18 protein-coding genes and 1 other annotated feature are annotated in these 18,236 nt (G+C 50.1%); all 18 genes read right to left on the bottom strand.

Annotation, left to right across the window (positions count from 1 at the left end):
- Positions 1-35 precede the first annotated feature (35 nt).
- Positions 36-315, bottom strand: a binding site (T-box leader).
- A gap of 130 nt (positions 316-445) precedes the next feature.
- Complete coding sequence (locus tag AC1VOR_RS08125) at positions 446-952, bottom strand: DivIVA domain-containing protein (RefSeq protein ID WP_059052195.1); 507 nt, start codon at positions 950-952, stop codon at positions 446-448.
- A gap of 131 nt (positions 953-1,083) precedes the next feature.
- Complete coding sequence (locus tag AC1VOR_RS08120; protein ID WP_482617106.1) at positions 1,084-1,866, bottom strand: YlmH family RNA-binding protein; 783 nt, start codon at positions 1,864-1,866, stop codon at positions 1,084-1,086.
- A gap of 10 nt (positions 1,867-1,876) precedes the next feature.
- Complete coding sequence (locus AC1VOR_RS08115) at positions 1,877-2,152, bottom strand: YggT family protein (protein ID WP_082673106.1); 276 nt, start codon at positions 2,150-2,152, stop codon at positions 1,877-1,879.
- Positions 2,153-2,159: 7 nt separating this feature from the next.
- Complete coding sequence (locus tag AC1VOR_RS08110; RefSeq protein WP_482617105.1) at positions 2,160-2,612, bottom strand: cell division protein SepF; 453 nt, start codon at positions 2,610-2,612, stop codon at positions 2,160-2,162.
- A complete protein-coding gene (locus AC1VOR_RS08105) occupies positions 2,600-3,304 on the bottom strand; it encodes a YggS family pyridoxal phosphate-dependent enzyme (protein WP_482617103.1) in 705 nt (234 codons plus the stop codon). Before AC1VOR_RS08105 ends, AC1VOR_RS08110 begins: the two co-directional genes overlap by 13 nt.
- A gap of 8 nt (positions 3,305-3,312) precedes the next feature.
- The gene (gene pgeF, locus AC1VOR_RS08100; protein ID WP_482617102.1) at positions 3,313-4,161 is read right to left on the bottom strand and encodes a peptidoglycan editing factor PgeF; all 849 of its coding nucleotides are present in this window, start codon (positions 4,159-4,161) and stop codon (positions 3,313-3,315) included.
- Between the two features lie 363 nt (positions 4,162-4,524).
- Positions 4,525-4,857, bottom strand: a complete 333-nt coding sequence (locus AC1VOR_RS08095) for a YlmC/YmxH family sporulation protein (RefSeq protein ID WP_059052190.1) — start codon at positions 4,855-4,857, stop codon at positions 4,525-4,527.
- Positions 4,858-5,075: 218 nt separating this feature from the next.
- A complete protein-coding gene (locus tag AC1VOR_RS08090) occupies positions 5,076-7,016 on the bottom strand; it encodes an FAD-binding protein (protein WP_482617100.1) in 1,941 nt (646 codons plus the stop codon).
- Positions 7,017-7,161: 145 nt separating this feature from the next.
- On the bottom strand, positions 7,162-7,974 hold the full coding sequence (locus AC1VOR_RS08085; RefSeq protein ID WP_482617099.1) for a MerR family transcriptional regulator: 813 nt from the start codon (positions 7,972-7,974) through the stop codon (positions 7,162-7,164).
- Positions 7,975-8,125: 151 nt separating this feature from the next.
- Positions 8,126-8,908: an RNA polymerase sporulation sigma factor SigG gene (sigG, locus tag AC1VOR_RS08080; RefSeq protein ID WP_059052187.1), complete on the bottom strand. Its 783-nt coding sequence runs from the start codon at positions 8,906-8,908 to the stop codon at positions 8,126-8,128.
- A 65-nt stretch (positions 8,909-8,973) separates the two neighbouring features.
- Positions 8,974-9,696 (bottom strand): RNA polymerase sporulation sigma factor SigE, encoded by a 723-nt coding sequence (gene sigE, locus AC1VOR_RS08075; RefSeq protein ID WP_018753244.1) that lies wholly within the window; start codon positions 9,694-9,696, stop codon positions 8,974-8,976.
- Positions 9,697-9,714: 18 nt separating this feature from the next.
- The gene (gene spoIIGA / locus AC1VOR_RS08070) at positions 9,715-10,692 is read right to left on the bottom strand and encodes a sigma-E processing peptidase SpoIIGA (RefSeq protein WP_482617098.1); all 978 of its coding nucleotides are present in this window, start codon (positions 10,690-10,692) and stop codon (positions 9,715-9,717) included.
- A gap of 229 nt (positions 10,693-10,921) precedes the next feature.
- Positions 10,922-12,070, bottom strand: coding sequence for a cell division protein FtsZ (ftsZ, locus tag AC1VOR_RS08065; RefSeq protein ID WP_482617097.1), 1,149 nt, complete (start codon positions 12,068-12,070; stop codon positions 10,922-10,924).
- Between the two features lie 57 nt (positions 12,071-12,127).
- Positions 12,128-13,384 carry a cell division protein FtsA gene (ftsA, locus tag AC1VOR_RS08060; RefSeq protein ID WP_059054472.1) on the bottom strand — a complete coding sequence of 419 codons (1,257 nt, stop codon included), beginning with the start codon at positions 13,382-13,384 and terminating at the stop codon, positions 12,128-12,130.
- Positions 13,385-13,876: 492 nt separating this feature from the next.
- Positions 13,877-14,644 carry a cell division protein FtsQ/DivIB gene (locus AC1VOR_RS08055; RefSeq protein WP_482617095.1) on the bottom strand — a complete coding sequence of 256 codons (768 nt, stop codon included), beginning with the start codon at positions 14,642-14,644 and terminating at the stop codon, positions 13,877-13,879.
- Positions 14,645-14,750: 106 nt separating this feature from the next.
- A complete protein-coding gene (murA, locus tag AC1VOR_RS08050; RefSeq protein ID WP_482617093.1) occupies positions 14,751-16,028 on the bottom strand; it encodes a UDP-N-acetylglucosamine 1-carboxyvinyltransferase in 1,278 nt (425 codons plus the stop codon).
- Positions 16,029-16,044: 16 nt separating this feature from the next.
- The gene (gene murB, locus AC1VOR_RS08045) at positions 16,045-16,950 is read right to left on the bottom strand and encodes a UDP-N-acetylmuramate dehydrogenase (RefSeq protein ID WP_482617091.1); all 906 of its coding nucleotides are present in this window, start codon (positions 16,948-16,950) and stop codon (positions 16,045-16,047) included.
- Positions 16,951-17,133: 183 nt separating this feature from the next.
- Positions 17,134-18,234: an undecaprenyldiphospho-muramoylpentapeptide beta-N-acetylglucosaminyltransferase gene (gene murG / locus AC1VOR_RS08040; RefSeq protein ID WP_482617089.1), complete on the bottom strand. Its 1,101-nt coding sequence runs from the start codon at positions 18,232-18,234 to the stop codon at positions 17,134-17,136.
- Between the last annotated feature and the right edge of the window lie 2 nt (positions 18,235-18,236).

Raw genomic sequence — 18,236 nt, 5'->3', positions numbered from 1 at the left:
CTTGTTTACATAAAAAAACAAAAAAGCCTCGCCCCAAAAGGGACGAGACCTGGCTCGCGTTACCACCCTTGTTCCATGAACCTAGAAAGCACTAATTAAAACGACACTGTGCTTCAGGCGAACATGACACCTTGATCCCATACGCTTCATATGGGGTCGGTATAACGGCCGACAGCCGGCAAAGCTTACTTAACCATTTCAGCTTGGCTTCTCCGGGACGATCTTCCACTCGCGCTTCGAACGTTGGCTTGCAGCAAATCGCCAACTCTCTGGGGAACAAAATCGCGGTGTACTGGTTCCCATCATCAAATGTGTAACCTATTCAAGTACATTATGTACATAGTTATAACGCATTTAGTACTTTCATGTCAATGAGGCCTAACAAAATGCCATTTGCTGCTCCTCACGGAAAGGCAAATGGCATTTATGAATTGCAGTATCTAGATTAATATAACTCCGGTACTTCCCGTCCCTTATCACTAGCTTGCTCACGAGTATCCAGCGTATCCCAGCCGTCGCTTGCGAGCAGGTCAAGCTGAGCTTCTACTAATGTCCGGAACCGCGCTCTGTAGATGGATGCTTGCTTCTTCAGCTCTTCAACCTCCAGGGCCACCTTGCGGGATTTGCCAAGCGACTCGTTCACAATGCGGTCAGCATTCTTCTCCGCTTCCTTCACGATGAGCTGGGCTTCTTTCTTAGCGTTATTTCTGACTTCATCTGCAGCTTCCTGAGCCACAATAATCGTCTTGCTAAGTGTCTCTTCAATATTGGAGAAGTGATCCAGCTTCTCCTGTATCGTAAGCAGTTGATTATGAAGCTCTTTATTCTCACGGATCACAATTTCATAGTCCTTAATAACCTGATCAAGAAATTCATTGACTTCATCTTCATCATAACCGCGAATTCGTCTGGAGAACTCTTTGTTATGTATATCTAACGGCGTTAATGGCATGATCCCCACCTCCTATAATTTTCGAGAACTTCCCACAATGGGGAAGACGCGGTCATTATCCATATCCATGTGACAATAGATAGTTTGAACTATCTTATTCGACAAGAATTCAGCATCTCCTGCAAAGCCAATCACACAAATTTACCGATTTTGACACGATGTCTCCCTTTTTTGGTCAATCCATCTACTTCAAGCACCTTAAAACGACCAAATCCTTGCAGTGCTACGATATCTCCTACCTTAAGCGGCTTGGAGGGGTCCTCCTCAACACGCCAGTTCACCCGGCAACGCCCCGCCTTAATCGGGAGCAGTACCTTGGTGCGGCTAAGCCTAAATACGTCGCTGGCAATGCCATCCAACCTTAAAGAAGCCACCGTCAAGTCCAGCGGCTCTAGCTCCTTCTCTATCCTTCTTAGCTCGCTTAGCTCCAAAATATCCGTCATTACACCCACACGGTGCACTTGGCGAAGATGGAGTTCCACAAATGGAGCAATCTCTTCAGCTATCACTACATGGCAGCCATCCTCCAGCACATGGATATCACCGATCTTGTCCCGCTTAAGTCCCAAGCCCAAAATCGAACCCAAATAATCACCGTGCTGAAGTGAAAGAAACTTCTGGTCTCCCGAAGTAACTGCCAGCACCTTCATACCCATCGCTTCTTCACTAAGGTCCCGATAATCAGGAGCTATTAGCGCGCGGCACCGTTCAGCACCTTCATAACCGCCATCCAGCCGAATCGTCACATCCGGGTGACGATTCGCGAGCGATTCCAGGATGTACCCCTGTCTTGGATCGAGAAAATCGCTACGCTTGACCTCATGGTATTCCCCTGCGTTGACAACCCATTCCCAAGCCCGGTCCACAAAGGGACGTTCTTCCGGACTGAAATGCTCATATAGTTCTGTTCGCATTGAATTCACGTTACCTGATGATGATAAAGTGCAGCACGCTCAGTAATCCGTAGACGGCCAGGCGCAACACGAACAAGGCCACGATCGGGGAAATATCTATGGCTCCCATAATCGGAGGAATAAAGCGCCGGAATGGAGCCAGGTAAGGTTCAACCAGCTTTCCAAGCAATTCGCCAATGAAGCTCTCGCGAGCATTCGGCACCCAAGACATCAAGATATAGACCAAAATCATGTAGAAATAGATATTGTAAAGCAGTAGTACGATAGAATCGATAGTCCCTATCAAGCAGTCTTCACCTCATTCTGTTATAGTCAGGATCCTCGGTTAGTATTTCCGTAATGGCACCCTCAATTTCAACGGTGTCGGGCGTACATAGAAAGATATTTCCGCCTATCTTGGAAATGCTGCCGCTTAACGCATAAATTGTTCCACTCAGAAAATCGATAATGCGCATAGCCTGATCATTGCGCACTCGTTGCAAATTGACAACCACCGATCGGTGCGAACGCAAATGATCGGCAATTTCCTGTGCCTCATCATATGAACGAGGCTCATAGAGAATAACCTTCACATTCTTCTGGGAGTGAATGCTCACAACGTTATTTCCTCTCTGATTTTTACGGGATTCAAAGCTTGGAGTTTCAAGTTCTGTATCATCCTCAGCATCGGAGAAACGTTCACGCTCCACAACTTCCTCTTCTTCCTGCAGCCCTAGATAATTCATAAACCGGTTCATGACTCCCATGTCATCTCTTCCCCTTTCCCCACTAAAATGGTCCCTAGGCGCACCCATGTTGCCCCTTCCTCAATCGCCACCTCAAAATCACCTGACATCCCCATCGACAGCTCTGTTAGTGGTTCATTGGTGATGCCCAGATCGTTCAACTCGTCACGCAGTTTGCGGAGCCTGCCGAACACGGGTCTCGTTCGCTCCGGATCATCCTCAATCGGAGCCATCGTCATGAGTCCAATGACCTTAATATGGGGATAGGCTTGCATCTCGCGCAAGAAATCAGCCGCTGTTTCAGGCGTAATCCCCTGCTTGGAGGCCTCCCCGGATACATTGACCTGCACAAAGGCGGAGACCGTAGTATCCAGCCCCTCGGCCCGCTTCTCCAGTTCACTCGCCAGCGAAATGCGGTCTAGCGAATGAATATATTGAAATCTACCGATGACATCTTTGACCTTTCTGCTCTGCAAATGGCCGATGAAATGCCATACGCCTTGTCCACCAAGCGCTTCCCACTTCGGCACGGCATGCTGAGGGCGGTTCTCTCCAATATGGGTAATTCCTTCCTCCAGGACCGCGCGGGTTAAGTCCGATGACACGTATTTGGTGACGGCTACAATGTGCACGTCCTCGCGTCTTCGTCCGCTACGCTCGCAAGCCGCTTGAATTCGCTCTTCCACTAGCTTAATCTGTTCCTTCAGCGACAACGAAAGGATCACCTCTCTTTCATGCCAATCCAGCTTGCCATCCTTCCTGTTACACCGTTTTGCTTACGGTAGGAGAAGAAAAATTCAGGATGACAGCTTGTACACCAAGTTGTACATTCGATATGAGTCGGCAATATTCCTGCTTTAATCATAATGATTCGATTCAATTCTTTCAAGTTCAGCATCGTTTTTCCTTCATGAACCGAGGGAGAACACCATTCTGATTCCGTCGTCGCTCCCTCTTCGGGTAGCGCTAGGCGCGCCTGCACCATGACCTTCTCGTCTACTTCATAGCAGCATTCCCCAATGCTTGGCCCTATGGCTGCGCGAATATTCGCCGGCCTGCTGCCGAAGTCCTGCTCCATTCTGGACACCATCGCGGTTGCCATTCCCGCTACCGTTCCCTTCCAACCGGCATGGGCCAGACCGACGACCCGCTGCACAGGGTCCACAAAATAGAGGGGGACACAATCGGCATAGAAGGAAGTGAGCAGGACACCGGGAACATCGGTAATCAAGCCGTCGGTTTGCTGGAAGGCATCTTGACGGTTCTGATAACCTCGCCCAGCATCCTCTGCACGTACCACAGCAATGTTCGTACCGTGAATCTGCTCCCCGCAAGTCCATGCCTCGGGAGCAAATCCCAGCTCCTCTGCCAGGAGGCGCCGATTCTCCAGCACATGCGCGGGATTATCCCCCACATGGTAAGCAAGATTCAACCCGTCATAGGGGGCCTCTCCGACCCCGCCTGACCTCCCGGTGAACCCCACGCTCAGTTCAGGAATTAATAAACTCCAGGAGCGAAGTTCAAAGCGCTCCGGCTGCTTATGATTAGGATTGCTAATAAACGGTTCCATCATCCATCTCCTGGTCAAGGTTATTTAGATTATGAGTTTTGAACAGCTTCGTTCTGGGAAGAAGATTTTTTGAACTACCTCTTCAATATGTGTTCAAAAAGTCGGGTTTTCAGGACCAAGAAGGTTGAATGAAGTCAGGGACTGAGTAGCGGAGCTACACGTTTTCGGAGAAAACGACTTCGGAAGCATAGCTACGTGAGCAACTGAAATGTTTCTGAAGGAAACATACTACGGAAGCATATGCTAGGCCCGGCTGAATTCAAGATTCGATGTCGAATTTGCTTCTCGCACAGCTTCGTCCTGGGAAGACGACTTTTTGAACTACCTCTTGATAGTTTACCATAAAGCCAGGGCTGCTTGCCTCTATACCCGCCGTTCGGCCTTTCCATCCCGATCGATATATACCGTAGTATCGTAGGCGCCCCCTCTTGGCTCCCTGGCCTCCTCCATCTTCACCAGTACCACATCAGAACCTATCTTCACAATGTTTCGCCAGGGAATAATCAAATCGCTGCCCCCACCAAACAACCCCATAAATTTAGCTCCCGCCGGAACCACGATAGCCTCGATTACCCCTTGCCGCAGATCCAGTTCCAAGTCGCTGATATGACCAAGCCGTTTGCCGTCTACCACATTAATGACATCCTTCGTCTGAAAATCGGAAATTTTCATATTTGCCCTCACCACATTATCCATGTCACATATACCTCCCGTTCCCGCGAATTCACCGTCCCTTTAACTATATGACTCGTATTTTGCGTACATGCGCCTAAGCATGGGAAAGAGCCATGTCGGCCCTAACGTTTACCTTCGGATAAGCAGGACCAAAAAAAGAGCCATGCCCGGCAGAACGCTAATCGTTCCAGGGGCACAGCTCCTCTGTATCTGTTACTCGCAATATTTTGACTCCGACTCTACTTACCTAATGCACCAGTTGCCGCACTCTCGCCACCAAGTCGTCCGGATGTAAAGGAATAACCAATACCTACGCCGTTGCCCACATAAGTATCGTTATACAATACTCCTTCGGATTCCAAACCGACTGCATACAGGCCTTTGACCGGTACCCGCTTGTCATTGAGCACCTGGAATTTGCTGTTCACCAGCAAGCCGCCGACAGAACCCAGGTTATTGATTTCGGCAATCACTGCGTAGTATGGTCCTTCGCCCATAGGTTGCAGATATTCCTTGGACTTGCCAAATTCACTGTCCACACCGCTTTGTGTAGCTTCTGTATATTGCTCAAATGCATCCTTGAACACTTCTGCATCCATTCCAGCATTTTGAGCCAGTTCTTCAATCGTATTCCCCTTGTAGCCGTCTCCGTTCTTGACCATCGCTTCGAACACCGTTTCTACATTCGTCCATGGGGTGTCCAATTTGAATTGATCCGCAAAATCAGCGTAGAATTCAGGCGGCATTCCCGGCAGACTTGGCGCTTTAATGCCATTCATACCTTGAGTCTCCAGCGCTTTAAGCTGAGATTGCGACACAACCACCAGATGATACGGCCCATTGAATGCACTCGTATTCGCCGCTGCTACAGCCGTCAAGGTCGCGGCTTCATCTCTGAAACGGGCACCCGATGGGCCCACATTCATCAGCGTCGGTAAATAGCTAAGCATTACCGGGTAGCTCGCTTCAAAGGATGAATATTCCTTCTTCAAATTGCTGGTTGCTCTTGCCAACGTTTGATGCAGCATCTGTCCGCCGAAATTGTCCGGCACTTTGGCGCCTGCTTCCCAGGCCATTTCCAGGCCCTCGCCAATGTTCTGCCCGAGCCCGCCGTTGACTCCTTCAAAGCCAAAGGCTTCCTTCACCATTTCCTTATTGCCGGCATATCCACCCGTCGCCATAACGACACTCTTAGCTGTTATCTCCAGCGTTGTTCCGTCTGCCTTCTCGGCGATGACGCCGGTTACCACTCCCTCGGTATCCGTAATAAGCTTCTTGGCCGTCGTTTCGGTAATGACCTGTCCCCCACCTTGCTCTACAGAACTCGCCAGCATGTTGCGAAGCGTTTCTTCACGAGTCTCATAAGCCGGTAGCACATGAAGCTGTTCTCCGCCAAAGTTCATGAACGTAGTCACGTATCCCTTGCTCTTCAGCCAATCGTAAGTATCTCCCGATTTGGTGACGTATTGACGCAGGCTGGCCGCATCTACCCGCCAGTGGTTGTTCACAATCCAATCGGCAATCTCCTTTTCCACATTAACCTTCAAGCCACCTTCTACCGCGGCTGAGGAATTATAAAATTTCCCGGCCCAAGACAGGTTACTGGCACCGCCTATGACCGCTGTTTTCTCGATAATGACAACCTTGGCCCCTTTGTCTGCAGCAGTAACCGCCGCTGATACACCGGAAGCGCCTGCGCCAATCACGACGACGTCGGCCTGCAGTTGCTCTGTTTTGCCTTCTCCCGCTTTCTTGACACCCTCGCTCTTCAAGGCCGTCAAATCACCACCTGCTTTCTTGACGGCATCTTCCACCGCACTAAGCAAGGCGTTACTGGACAAGCTGGCTCCACTCACAGCATCCACAGCCAACGTTTGATGAGACAGAATCTGCTCCTTCATCTTGTTCAAGGCAGAATCCCCGAGTCCTTCCGTTTCCGTCTGACTTACAATTTGGATATCCTTGATTTCATCAGCTTTTTCCATAGTTACTTCTACTTTAATCGTACCGTCTTTACCCTCTGCTTCCCCTGTGTAGGTACCTGCCTTGAATGAAGACGCTGCTGAGGAGTTCGAATCTCCTTCACCCTGCTTCCCGCCCATACATCCGCTAAGCACAGATACGATCAGTATCATGCAAATCGTAAGCAGAAGCACCTTGTTCATTCCTTTGTTGCGCATTGCCTTTCTCCCCCTATTGCTTATTGAAGCCTTTATTAATGTGATTATTTTCACATATATTTAGCTAAAAATCGGCTTCTCTTCAAAGCATAAACCTTGGTCCAACACCAAGGTCAATAGGGCGTTCAAATAAGATTGTTATCGTCTACTCTGCGGGGATTAAGATCTCAAGATAAGAGCGCTTGACTCCATCCCTCTTCTCGGTCAGCATTAATCTCCCGGTCACATCACCAGCCACAGCTAGCCCTTGCTCCTCCAGAGCATCTATCATGAATTGGAGAATATCCTTCGTAAAGTGTTCCTCATTGGGTGACAGAATGATTGCAGACAAACAAGTGGAAGGTGGAATATATTCCAGTATCCCTTCTTCCAATTCCATATTTAATAGGCGGACATCCTCCTCGGAGATTGTCAGGCCCCAGCCATAATCCAGGCTGAACGATTCCGAAACGAACACTTCCCGCTCAATACGGAAGCAATAGAATGTATAGGGCAACCATTCCATCAGCGTATTGATAACTCCCTCGGTGCCCTTTGTATCCAGCAAGTTATTTTTGTCAGTCTGTTGAATTCGGTATAATCCAGGTCTCTCCTTCAGCTTACATTGGAGAAGATTGCCTTCGATACCCTGGATTTCCTTGGCCAGCTCATCAAGTTTGCCCAGCAGCATGGTACTTCGGCGAATATCTTCAGTCAGTTGGCTCCTGCTCTCCTCTACGCTATCAAGAATCTTATCCAGTGGAGATTCCTTGATCAATTGAGCTACGTCCTGCAAAGGAATTTGCAAGCTGCGATACCATCGGCTCATGAGCATATCCCGGGCATCCAGGTCGTTAAAATACCGGTAGTTGTTATTCTCGTCTTTCATCGGTTTAACAATATCATGCTTCTCATACAATCTCAGCGTATCTCTGGAAATTCCTAGCAGTGAAGAAAACTCACCTATGCAATAGTTCATGTTGTTCGCCCTCCACCCTTTTCATATTACATTCGGAGCTTGCCCTTTGCTTTCATAATACAGGGAAATGGCCCCCTGCGGTGTGGCCTTGTTCACAACCATTTGCCGTCCCTCCACATGAAAAAGGCCCCTGACGGGGCCGGTCCAACTTCTACGACTTCACATGCTTCTGCATTTGTAAAATGGCGGACTTCTCAAGCCGGGAGACCTGAGCCTGGGAGATGCCAATTTCGTCGGCCACCTCCATCTGCGTCTTTCCCTCAAAGAAGCGCATGGACAAGATCATCTTCTCGCGTCTGCCCAACCGCTGCATCGCTTCCCGAAGTGCAATCTCCTCAATCCAGGAGACATCTTTGTTCCTGTCATCACTAATTTGATCCATGACGTAGATCGGGTCGCCCCCATCATGATAAATCGGTTCAAACAAGGAGACGGGGTCCTGAATGGCGTCCAAGGCAAATACGACGTCTTCCTTCGGTATCCCCAGCGCCTCGGAAATTTCAAAGATCGTAGGCTCACGTGAATTGCGGTTGGTTAAGCTATCCCGCATTTGCAAAGCCTTATAAGCGATGTCACGCAGACTACGGGATACGCGAATCGGGTTGTTGTCCCGCAAGTACCGGCGGATTTCCCCGATAATCATCGGCACCGCATAGGTAGAGAATTTCACGTTTTGCGATAAGTCAAAATTATCGATGGCTTTCATGAGTCCGATACAGCCGACCTGGAACAGGTCGTCCACATATTCCCCGCGATTGTTGAATCGCTGGATAACACTCAGCACGAGCCTCAGATTGCCATTGACAAGCTTTTCTCTGGCGGATCTTACGTGGTCCTGCTGCAAGGAGCGGAATAGCTCTCGCATTTCCACATTGGTCAATACGGGTAACTTGGCGGTATCTACGCCGCAAATTTCAACTTTATTTCGGGTCATCGTGTCTTAACCTCCCAAGGAGAAACTAATGATCAGTATCTCCCCGGACTGCATTTTTATTCCGGCTATACCATCTTGTTGAATTCCTTACGCAGCCGTTTAATGATACGCTTTTCCAGTCTGGAAATGTAAGATTGTGAAATGCCCAGCAGATCAGCCACATCCTTTTGCGTCTTCTCGTCACCATCCACCAGACCAAATCGCAGCTCCATAATCATTCGCTCACGCTCGGTTAATTTGTCCAATGCCTTGTGCAAGAGCTTCCGGTCCACCTGCTCCTCAATATTGCGATATATCGTATCATTCTCCGTGCCAAGCACGTCTGACAGCAGCAATTCATTACCATCCCAATCGATATTAAGCGGCTCATCAAAAGAAACCTCGCTACGGATTTTGCTATTACGCCGCAGATACATCAAAATTTCATTTTCAATGCAACGGGAGGCGTAAGTGGCCAGCTTGATTTTCTTCTCCGGGTCAAAGGTATTCACCGCCTTGATCAAACCAATGGCTCCAATGGACACCAGATCCTCAATATTGATTCCAGTGTTCTCGAACTTACGAGCAATATAAACGACCAGGCGTAAATTACGCTCAATCAACATGGCCCGAATACTTGAGTCCCCGCCCGGAAGGCGCTGAAGCAGATACTCCTCCTCTTCGCGCGTCAGTGGGGGCGGCAGTGCTTCACTTCCGCCAATATAATAGATTTCTTCACTTTTTAGTCCCAAAAGAAACAGTAACCGGTAGTATTGAAGTTGCAGCATCATTTTCCACTTTACACGCATATCCTCTGTCCTCCCATATTACGTTCCCGTTTTGCTGACGGTATTCAGCATAGATTCGTGGGTCTCGCCCGCTTCCGCCGTTTCAACCAGGGCTGGATGAATAATAGCCCGATAAGCACCTTCTGCCGATAGACGGCCGCCATCCCAACCAATCAATACACGTGTGGACCGGTAAACACACCCATCCAAACGTACTGTTACCTCATCCGGCTTCAAAGCCAGCATGAATTGGGCATTTCGGTTTACACCCCGATAAGGAACCAGGCGCAACCGATTGGGCCATGGAAAGGCCTCCGCCTCTGACCATTCGAGAATGAGGTTGTCCGCTCGCTCATGAGCCAGCTTTCCCTGATAGGCAGCAGGTAGAACCTCTTCCCACAGCGATGCCTCCATTACCATCACCGGTAAGCCGCTAAGCGGATCGGATAACTGGTTCCCCGTATCAATCAGACCTGTACAGGCAATCACCAGCCCCTCCAGACGCACCTCGACTTCCGCCAGAAAGGTGGTAATCCTCTCCTGCCTTTGCCTAGCGGCCATAACCCGCCGGAACCATAACAACACAATGATGAAGCACACCACCATAAAGGCTGTACCGATTTGCAGCGAAAAACCAAGGCCTCCGGAAGCCGAATACCAAATTCCGCTCCAGACCTCTCCGCGATCCTGCAGCATATAATGAATGCCTACAATTCCGCCCGCCGCCACAAAGTTAACGATATAGAACGCGCCCATATTTCTTAAATAATTTTGTAAGCTTCCAAATCCAAAGGCGACCCACAACATGATGACAGAGAAAAGAAACTTCACCAGAAAAGTAAACATAAAATCCAGTTCCGGTAAAAACATCATCACCACATATAAAGCTCCCACCACAGCCGAGAGAATGACACGCCAGAGAATAACCTTCTGCTTGCGTAGCCATGCCGTAGCCAGCAATAAACAAGCATCAATGGCTAGGTTCATCGCGAATATAAGATCGATATAGACTATCAACGGCATTCACCTGCCTGGGGAGATGCTTATCAGTATAAAGAGAAACATTTATAAAGTCTGTCTAAAATTGCAAGCAAAAAGCCACTAATTTTGTCGAGTATAGAGATAGTAAAGAAAGAGGAACCGGCCAACTCCAGTAGAGGAAAGCCTAGAGGGATAAACCATCGCAAAAAAGACCTTAGCCCACTGGGGGCCAAGGTCTCGGGGAAGACGAAACGGTAATTTCTATCTACTCGTTATTATTCCGGGAACGATTGCGCAGAAATGTCGGAATGTCCAGTTGATCACTATTGGATGAGTTTCCAAAAGGTCTCAACGACGGAGCCTGACGGTTATCTTGGGACTCTGGTGTACTTGGAGCACTTGAGGTACCTGGAGCACCCGGAGCCGTAGCTGTCGGTTTGCGGTTCAGATGACTCATATCCTTATGCTCAAACCCAGTGGCAATGACCGTCACCTTGATCTCTTCCTTCATATCCTCATCAATGATGGCACCAAAAATCATATTTACTTCCGGATCGGAAGCAGCAATAACGATTTCAGCAGCCTCATTAACCTCATACAACGACAGGTTCGCCCCGCCGGTAATATTCATGATCACGCCACGAGCACCTTCGATGGAAGTCTCCAGCAACGGACTCATGATCGCTTTGCGTGCTGCTTCAGCCGCACGATTCTCGCCAGTAGCCAGTCCAATTCCCATCAGAGCCGATCCACGTTCTGTCATGATCGTCTTCACGTCCGCAAAGTCCAAGTTGATCAAACCAGGTACGGCGATCAGATCAGAGATACCTTGTACCGCCTGACGCAAGACATTATCCGCTTCACGGAATGCTTCCAGCATCGGTGTCTTCTTGTCCACGATCTCAAGCAAGCGATCGTTTGGAATAACGATCAGCGTGTCCACTTTTTCCTTCAAAGCTTCGATACCCAGTACAGCCTGGGAAGAACGCTTGCGTCCTTCAAACGTAAACGGTCTCGTAACTACCCCAACCGTCAACGCTCCACACTCTCTGGCAATTTCAGCAATGACCGGCGCAGCACCCGTACCGGTACCACCGCCCATTCCAGCGGTAACGAACACCATGTCCGCACCCTTCAACGTATTCGCAATCAAATCGCGGGATTCTTCAGCCGCTTTCTTGCCGACCTCCGGATTTGCTCCGGCTCCGAGTCCACGCGTAAGCTTGTCTCCGATTTGCAATTTATGCTCGGATTTGGCCAGATGCAATGCTTGCGCATCTGTATTCACCGTAATGAATTCTACGCCTTGTACACCATTTTCAATCATCCGGTTGACGGCATTGCTTCCACCGCCGCCAACTCCGATAACCTTGATTTGAGCCAAGCTCTCCATTTCAAAATCAAATTCCAACATACTCTTCCATCTCCCCCTCAATGTGCGTGGATGGCCCGTTTATCATCCCAGAACCAACTATATGAATTCACTGAATATATTTTTTAGCCGTTCCATCAGGCCTGTCTTATTCCGTGCGGCTTCTTGCGCCCCCGGAGATTTGGTCCGGTTAGCCGACTTCTTGGGGCTCCCCGTGTTGTTACGCACGCGAATATTCTTGATGACCTTGTAGAGGATACCTACCCCACCTGTGAACGCAGGATCACGAACCCCGATATAATCGGGAACCGCAACACGTACAGACGCTGATAGCTCTTCCTGGGCAATCTTAAGTAATCCAGGCATCGAGGCCGTCCCCCCGGTGAGTATGAACCCTCCGGGCTGCTCCGCGTAGCCAAGACGCTTCACTTCCTGATGAATCAGTTGGAAAATTTCCTGCACGCGTGGTTCCGCGATTGCAGCCAAATCCTCCTGCGTAAACTCCTTGTCCACATTGCTGCCGATACGCGTTACCTTGAAGGTCACGTCCGCCGCCGCATCCTCAATCGAAGCACAGCCATATTTCAGTTTGGCCTTCTCCGCCTGATCCGTTAACGTCCGGAGACCGTAGGCAATGTCGTTCGTTATAAATTCTCCCCCAATCGGAAGCGTGGATGTCGATACGATCGTGCCGCTTTCAAATACAGCGATCGTGGTAGAGCCAGCACCAATATCCACAAGCACAGACCCCATAGTCTTCTCATCCTTGGACAACGCCAATTGGCCGGAGCCCAGCGACAGCAATACGAGATCCTTCACTTTCAAGCCGGATTTCTCCACGCAACGAAGTAAGTTATGAATAGCTGTCTTGGCACCGGTAATGATGGTCGCCTCAACTTCCAGACGTACTCCAATCATCCCGCGAGGATCAGAGATCCCCTCAAGCCCGTCCACTACATATTGTTTTGCTACAACATCGATAATCTCACGTTCCGGCGGCAAGGCAATGACTTCGGCCGCTTTAAGAACGCGGTCGATATCCTCCTCACCAATTTCCCGGTCTTCATTTTGTACGGCTACAACCCCGTGGCTCGTTTGGAGTCCGATATGATTTCCCGAAATGCCGACATATACTTCCGATATTTGAATACCTACCATCCGTTCCGCATGATCCACAGCACTGCGAATCGATTGTACCGTCTGGTCAATATCTACAATCGCACCTTTTCGAATGCCTTCCGAGTCGGCAGACCCAACCCCAATAATATTAAAGGTTCCATTATTAATTTCCCCAATAATAGCACGAACTTTGGATGTACCGATGTCCAAACTAACAATGATGTCATTGTTACTCAAGCCCCTGGCACCTCCTATTTCCCAATCAAATATACTTGCCGTGTTGGATTCACTCTCTACATATTCAACGCCATTTAATCTTTCCCTCTTTTTTCTACAAATTTTTTGACTTCCAACTTTATACAAAGAACTAGGCATGAAGTACCTGAAACCTAAATCTCAGCTCTTGCCTTGTACGAGGTTGTTTAAAAAGTCATCTTTCCAGAACAAAGCTGTCCGAGAAGTAGTTTCGGGCGTCGAATCTTGAATTCAGCCGGGCCTAGCATATGCTTCCGTAGTATGTTTCCTTCAGAAACATTTCAGTTGCTCACGTAGCTATGCTTCCGAAGTCGTTTTCTCCGAAAACGTGTAGCTCCGCTACTGACGTCCCTACTTTATCCAAACTTCTTGGTCCTATAAACCCGACTTTTTAAACACGTATTGTAAGCAAAATCAGAAGAAAAAAGAGGGAGGTCGGCAAGCTGCCCATAAAACGTATTTTAACATTGTTTTTCACTCATGAGTAGTATCATTTTCCTTGTCACTACCGTTCTCCAGCGATTCGTACGGAACGTAGGAATCCGCGTCCAGCATCGTGAGTCTCCCGGGGTCCTGAACTTGCAAAATCTCGTTCATATATCCGGCCTTTTTGGCCAGAAGAGACACCGCAGAAATGATCTCGAATTGGGATCTGGTGTACATCTTGATCCGGTCCGGATAAGACAAGGTTGGTGACGGTACAATTTCAGAAATGTCCGCTGTAAGCTCACTCGGAATCTGCGAGAGAGTCAGACATAGCTTGGCCAAGGTCTCCTCATCTGCTTCCCAGCCTGTCAATATGGGCTTGTCCACCGGCATGGAACCATTCCCCAGCTCAACCTTCGTTCCATTGGCCAACAGCCCTTGCAACGTGCCATCGGCAGTCAACTGGTAAGCCGCAATCGGATATTCCTCGATGAGCACCTTCACATTGCCGGGGAACGTCTTGTTCACCGTAGCCTGCTGCACCGCCGGAATCTCTTCCAGCCTTTGAGCTACATGATCAGAGCTGACGGCAAAGAACGGTGACCCGACCTCCACCCCGCTGGCCAGCAATAACTCTCCGCTTGTTATATACTCGTTGCCTTCAAACGTAATAACCGATATCTTGCTTAAGGACGAGCGGAAGAACAGAACACACAGCAAAGAGATGAACAAGAGTATGAGAATGATCTTGATTTTCCGGCCACCTTTCTTCTTCGGCACCGGCGTTTTCAATACAGGAACATTAGCTTTTGGCATGTCATTTCTCCGCAACTTTCTGAATAAGTATTACAAAGCCCTGTATCCCCTCCATAGGGAGGGGACCCTGATCAGGCCAAGGCATGGCACCCATGCATCATACCGTCTACGCAAGGTCCAGCTTCAATGCGGGAGCTTCGCGATGCACCGCGCCTCCAAGCCGCTGGAACATATGTTCAATCCGATCATAACCGCGATCAATATGGTGAACCTGTTCAACAACCGTCTTACCTTGTGCCGCCAGGCCTGCGATGACCAGTGCGGCTCCGGCTCTCAAGTCTGTCGCCTCTACAGTCGCCCCGTAAAGCCGAGGCACCCCACGGATAAACGCAGAGTTCAAGTCTACCGAAATATCGGCACCCATGCGAACAAGTTCATCAACATGCTTGAATCTACCTTCAAACACTGTTTCTTTCATAACGCTAAGTCCGTCTGATAAAGACAGCAACACCATCACCTGGGACTGCAGGTCCGTAGGAAAAGAAGGATATGGCGAAGTAACAATTCGCTCCACCGCCTTGAGACGCCCTGCGCTGCTTATCGTTATTATATCATCGGAAGCTCCGATTTGAACACCGGACCGCTTGAGCACGTGCAAAAGCGAGGTCAAATGGGCCGGGTTGCAATGGGTCAGCGTTACACTGCCACGTGTCGCCGCGACAGCAAGCAAGGCAGTTCCGGCAACAATGCGGTCGGGGATGACCTCATAATCGCAAGGATGAAGACGTTTTACCCCACGAATCGTAATCGTATCTGTGCCTGCCCCCATAATGCTGGCGCCCATCGCGTTAAGAAAGTTCTGTAAATCCTGAATCTCAGGCTCACGGGCCGCATTGGTCAAAATCGTAGTACCTTCGGCCAGCGCCGCGGCCATCATAATATTCTCCGTAGCACCCACGCTCGGAAAATCCAGATGGATATCGCTGCCGACCAGTTTGCCTGCCCTGCACCAGATCTGTTGGTCATACTCCTCAATCTTGGCACCCAGGGCTTCCAGCCCTTTTAAGTGCAAATCAATTTTACGCTCTCCGATCGCACATCCTCCAGGCTGATAAATGCACGCCTCACCAAATCTGGCTAGTAAAGGTCCCATCAGGAAGATGGAGGAACGCATCTGCTTCATCAGGTCCTCCGGCACGTGGCTGGAATCCGCACTTCCCGTATCCACGGTGACCGTCTCCCCCAAGTGCACGGTCCTGCAGCCCAAACGGCCTAGAATGCCCAGCATGACATCAATATCGAGCAGACGGGGGACATTTCGAAGTTGTACTTTGCCTTCTGCCAGCAGACTAGCCGCCAGAATCGGCAGTGCAGCATTTTTCGCTCCATGGATACGAATGGTTCCTGAGAGGGGTCTCCCGCCTTCAATCACCAATTTGTCCAATGTATCACCTCCGAGTTTACCGTTCACCCACGTAGAAAACCTCTGGCACCAGGGCTACACCGAACTGATCGGCTACCACGGCCTTGATCTTCTCCATGAGCGCAAGAACGTCCTCTGCTGTCGCTTGCCCGGTATTGACGATGAAATTGGCATGCAGCGTAGATACTTCGGCTCCGCCGACCTTCATTCCCTTGAGTCCCGCCGCTTCGATAAGCCTTGCTGCATGATCGTCCTGCGGATTACGGAAGACACTGCCGCAACACGGCTGAGTGAGCGGCTGAGTTTTACGCCGTCGGTCCTTGTACGTCGCCATGGCTGCCGCAATCTCCAACCTGTCCCCGGCAGCCAGCGACAACCGGGCCTCAGCCACGATGCCGCGCTGTTCATGCAAGATGGAATGCCGGTAGGCAAACTTCATGTCGCTTGCGGTATAAGTTACCAATTCACCTGTCTCCAGAACAATGTCAGCGGATTTGAATATTCGTGACACATCCGACCCATGAGCCCCTGCATTCATATAGACGGCACCGCCAACCGTACCCGGAATGCCCCCGGCAAATTCCAGACCCGTCAGCCCCGCCTTGCCCGCCATCACGCTTAACCGGACGAACGAGGCACCCCCGCCAGCGGAGATTGCCACACCATCAATCGCGATACTCTCCAGATCCCCGCCAAGCCGAATGACGCAACCGCGAATCCCCTTATCGGACACCAGCATATTAGAGCCTTTGCCCACCGTCATCCACGGGATTTGCTCTTCGTGTAGCAGCCGAATCAATTCTTGCAACTGCCGGACATTCTGGGGAACAATCATCGCGTCTGCCGGGCCGCCGATTTTCCATGTTGTATGTTTTGACATCGGCTCATCGGGTAAAATCTCTCCGACCTCCAGCCGGGCCAATTTCGATAACCACTGCTGCATCGTAAAACCTCCTTGACTTGAATGGCGGAAAAGCGCCAGACACCCAGGCTATGGATGCCATCTATTTTCTTGCTTCCGGGCTCCGTGTGGTTTGTCACGATGTATAGAGTATCTTATGCCTTCCCGGGAAAGAGTGTGACAATCGCCCAGTCCCGAGGCTTATGCTTCCGATGTGCGTTTTTTTCAAACCAGCCTTTGCATTTCTTCCACAACCAGACGAGCCGCCTCCGGTTTGCCCAAGGTACGGGAGGCAGAAGACATGGACACCTGCAGCGCGTGATCGCCCATCACCTGTTCAACCACTGCATACAGATTGGAACCGGAGAGTTCCGGCTCCAGGATAACCTTGGCCGCACCGGAACGCTCCAACGAGCGTGCGTTCTTCTCTTGGTGATTGTTAGTCACGTTCGGTGACGGAATCAGAATTGCCGGTAGGCCCAAGGCCGTAATTTCGGCCAAAAAAGAAGCCCCGGCACGGTTCACGATCAGCGAGGTGCACGCCAATACCTCAGGCATGTTGTGCACATACGGCAGCACCCGCAGATTAGCTGGAAGCTCACCTGTCTTCGCCTGGATCGCCTCCACCGTCGAGGCATAATAACTTTCGCCTGTTACGTATACGTATTGCAAATGCGGAGAGTTACGCAGAAGCGGAGCCATCTCGATCATCGCCTCATTAATAGCCCTTGCTCCTCGGCTGCCGCCCACGACAAGCACCACGGAACTACTGGCAGGCAAGCCCAGTGTCTCGAACCCCTTGTCCTTGTCGGCTGCGTATACGGTTGTTGCCCGCGGATTCCCCGTGTACACGACGCGGCGAGCAGCAGGAAATGCAGATTCTGAATCCTCAAAGCTGACGGCCACTGCCGAGACATATTTGCTTAGAAAACGGTTCGTCAGACCGGGAACGGCATTCTGCTCGTGAATGATGCTTGGAATGCCCAGCTTTGCCGCCGCATACACAACCGGACCGCAAACATAGCCACCTGTACCGATGACTACATCAGGCTTGAATTCGCGAAGCAGCTTTTTCGAGGTGCGAACCCCCTTGAGAAACCGCATAACTGTTTTTACATTATCCAAAGACAGCTTCCTGCGGAAGCCGGTAATATCAATTGCTTCAAACGGAATATCCTGCTTCGGTACCAGCGAACTTTCCAACCCTCGCTGGCCACCGATATAGAGAAACTCACAGCCGGGAAATTCCGTAGCGCATTGGCTTGCAACAGCGAGCGCCGGGTATATATGTCCTCCGGTACCGCCGCCACTCAGTACGACGCGCATAG

The organism is Paenibacillus sp. 1SOY10 (assembly GCF_056836745.1).
This window is presented reverse-complemented; position numbering and strand designations above follow the sequence as displayed.

What these genes read in the sequence shown, in the direction of transcription:
- AC1VOR_RS08125 (WP_059052195.1), bottom strand. Translation starts at nt 952, where the DNA reads ATGCCATTAACGCCGTTAGATATACATAACAAAGAGTTCTCCAGACGA.
- AC1VOR_RS08120 (WP_482617106.1), bottom strand. Translation starts at nt 1,866, where the DNA reads ATGCGAACAGAACTATATGAGCATTTCAGTCCGGAAGAACGTCCCTTT.
- AC1VOR_RS08110 (WP_482617105.1), bottom strand. Translation starts at nt 2,612, where the DNA reads ATGGGAGTCATGAACCGGTTTATGAATTATCTAGGGCTGCAGGAAGAA.
- pgeF (WP_482617102.1), bottom strand. Translation starts at nt 4,161, where the DNA reads ATGGAACCGTTTATTAGCAATCCTAATCATAAGCAGCCGGAGCGCTTT.
- AC1VOR_RS08095 (WP_059052190.1), bottom strand. Translation starts at nt 4,857, where the DNA reads ATGGATAATGTGGTGAGGGCAAATATGAAAATTTCCGATTTTCAGACG.
- AC1VOR_RS08090 (WP_482617100.1), bottom strand. Translation starts at nt 7,016, where the DNA reads ATGCGCAACAAAGGAATGAACAAGGTGCTTCTGCTTACGATTTGCATG.
- AC1VOR_RS08085 (WP_482617099.1), bottom strand. Translation starts at nt 7,974, where the DNA reads ATGAACTATTGCATAGGTGAGTTTTCTTCACTGCTAGGAATTTCCAGA.
- sigG (WP_059052187.1), bottom strand. Translation starts at nt 8,908, where the DNA reads ATGACCCGAAATAAAGTTGAAATTTGCGGCGTAGATACCGCCAAGTTA.
- sigE (WP_018753244.1), bottom strand. Translation starts at nt 9,696, where the DNA reads ATGCGTGTAAAGTGGAAAATGATGCTGCAACTTCAATACTACCGGTTA.
- ftsZ (WP_482617097.1), bottom strand. Translation starts at nt 12,070, where the DNA reads ATGTTGGAATTTGATTTTGAAATGGAGAGCTTGGCTCAAATCAAGGTT.
- AC1VOR_RS08055 (WP_482617095.1), bottom strand. Translation starts at nt 14,644, where the DNA reads ATGCCAAAAGCTAATGTTCCTGTATTGAAAACGCCGGTGCCGAAGAAG.
- murB (WP_482617091.1), bottom strand. Translation starts at nt 16,950, where the DNA reads ATGCAGCAGTGGTTATCGAAATTGGCCCGGCTGGAGGTCGGAGAGATT.
- murG (WP_482617089.1), bottom strand. Translation starts at nt 18,234, where the DNA reads ATGCGCGTCGTACTGAGTGGCGGCGGTACCGGAGGACATATATACCCG.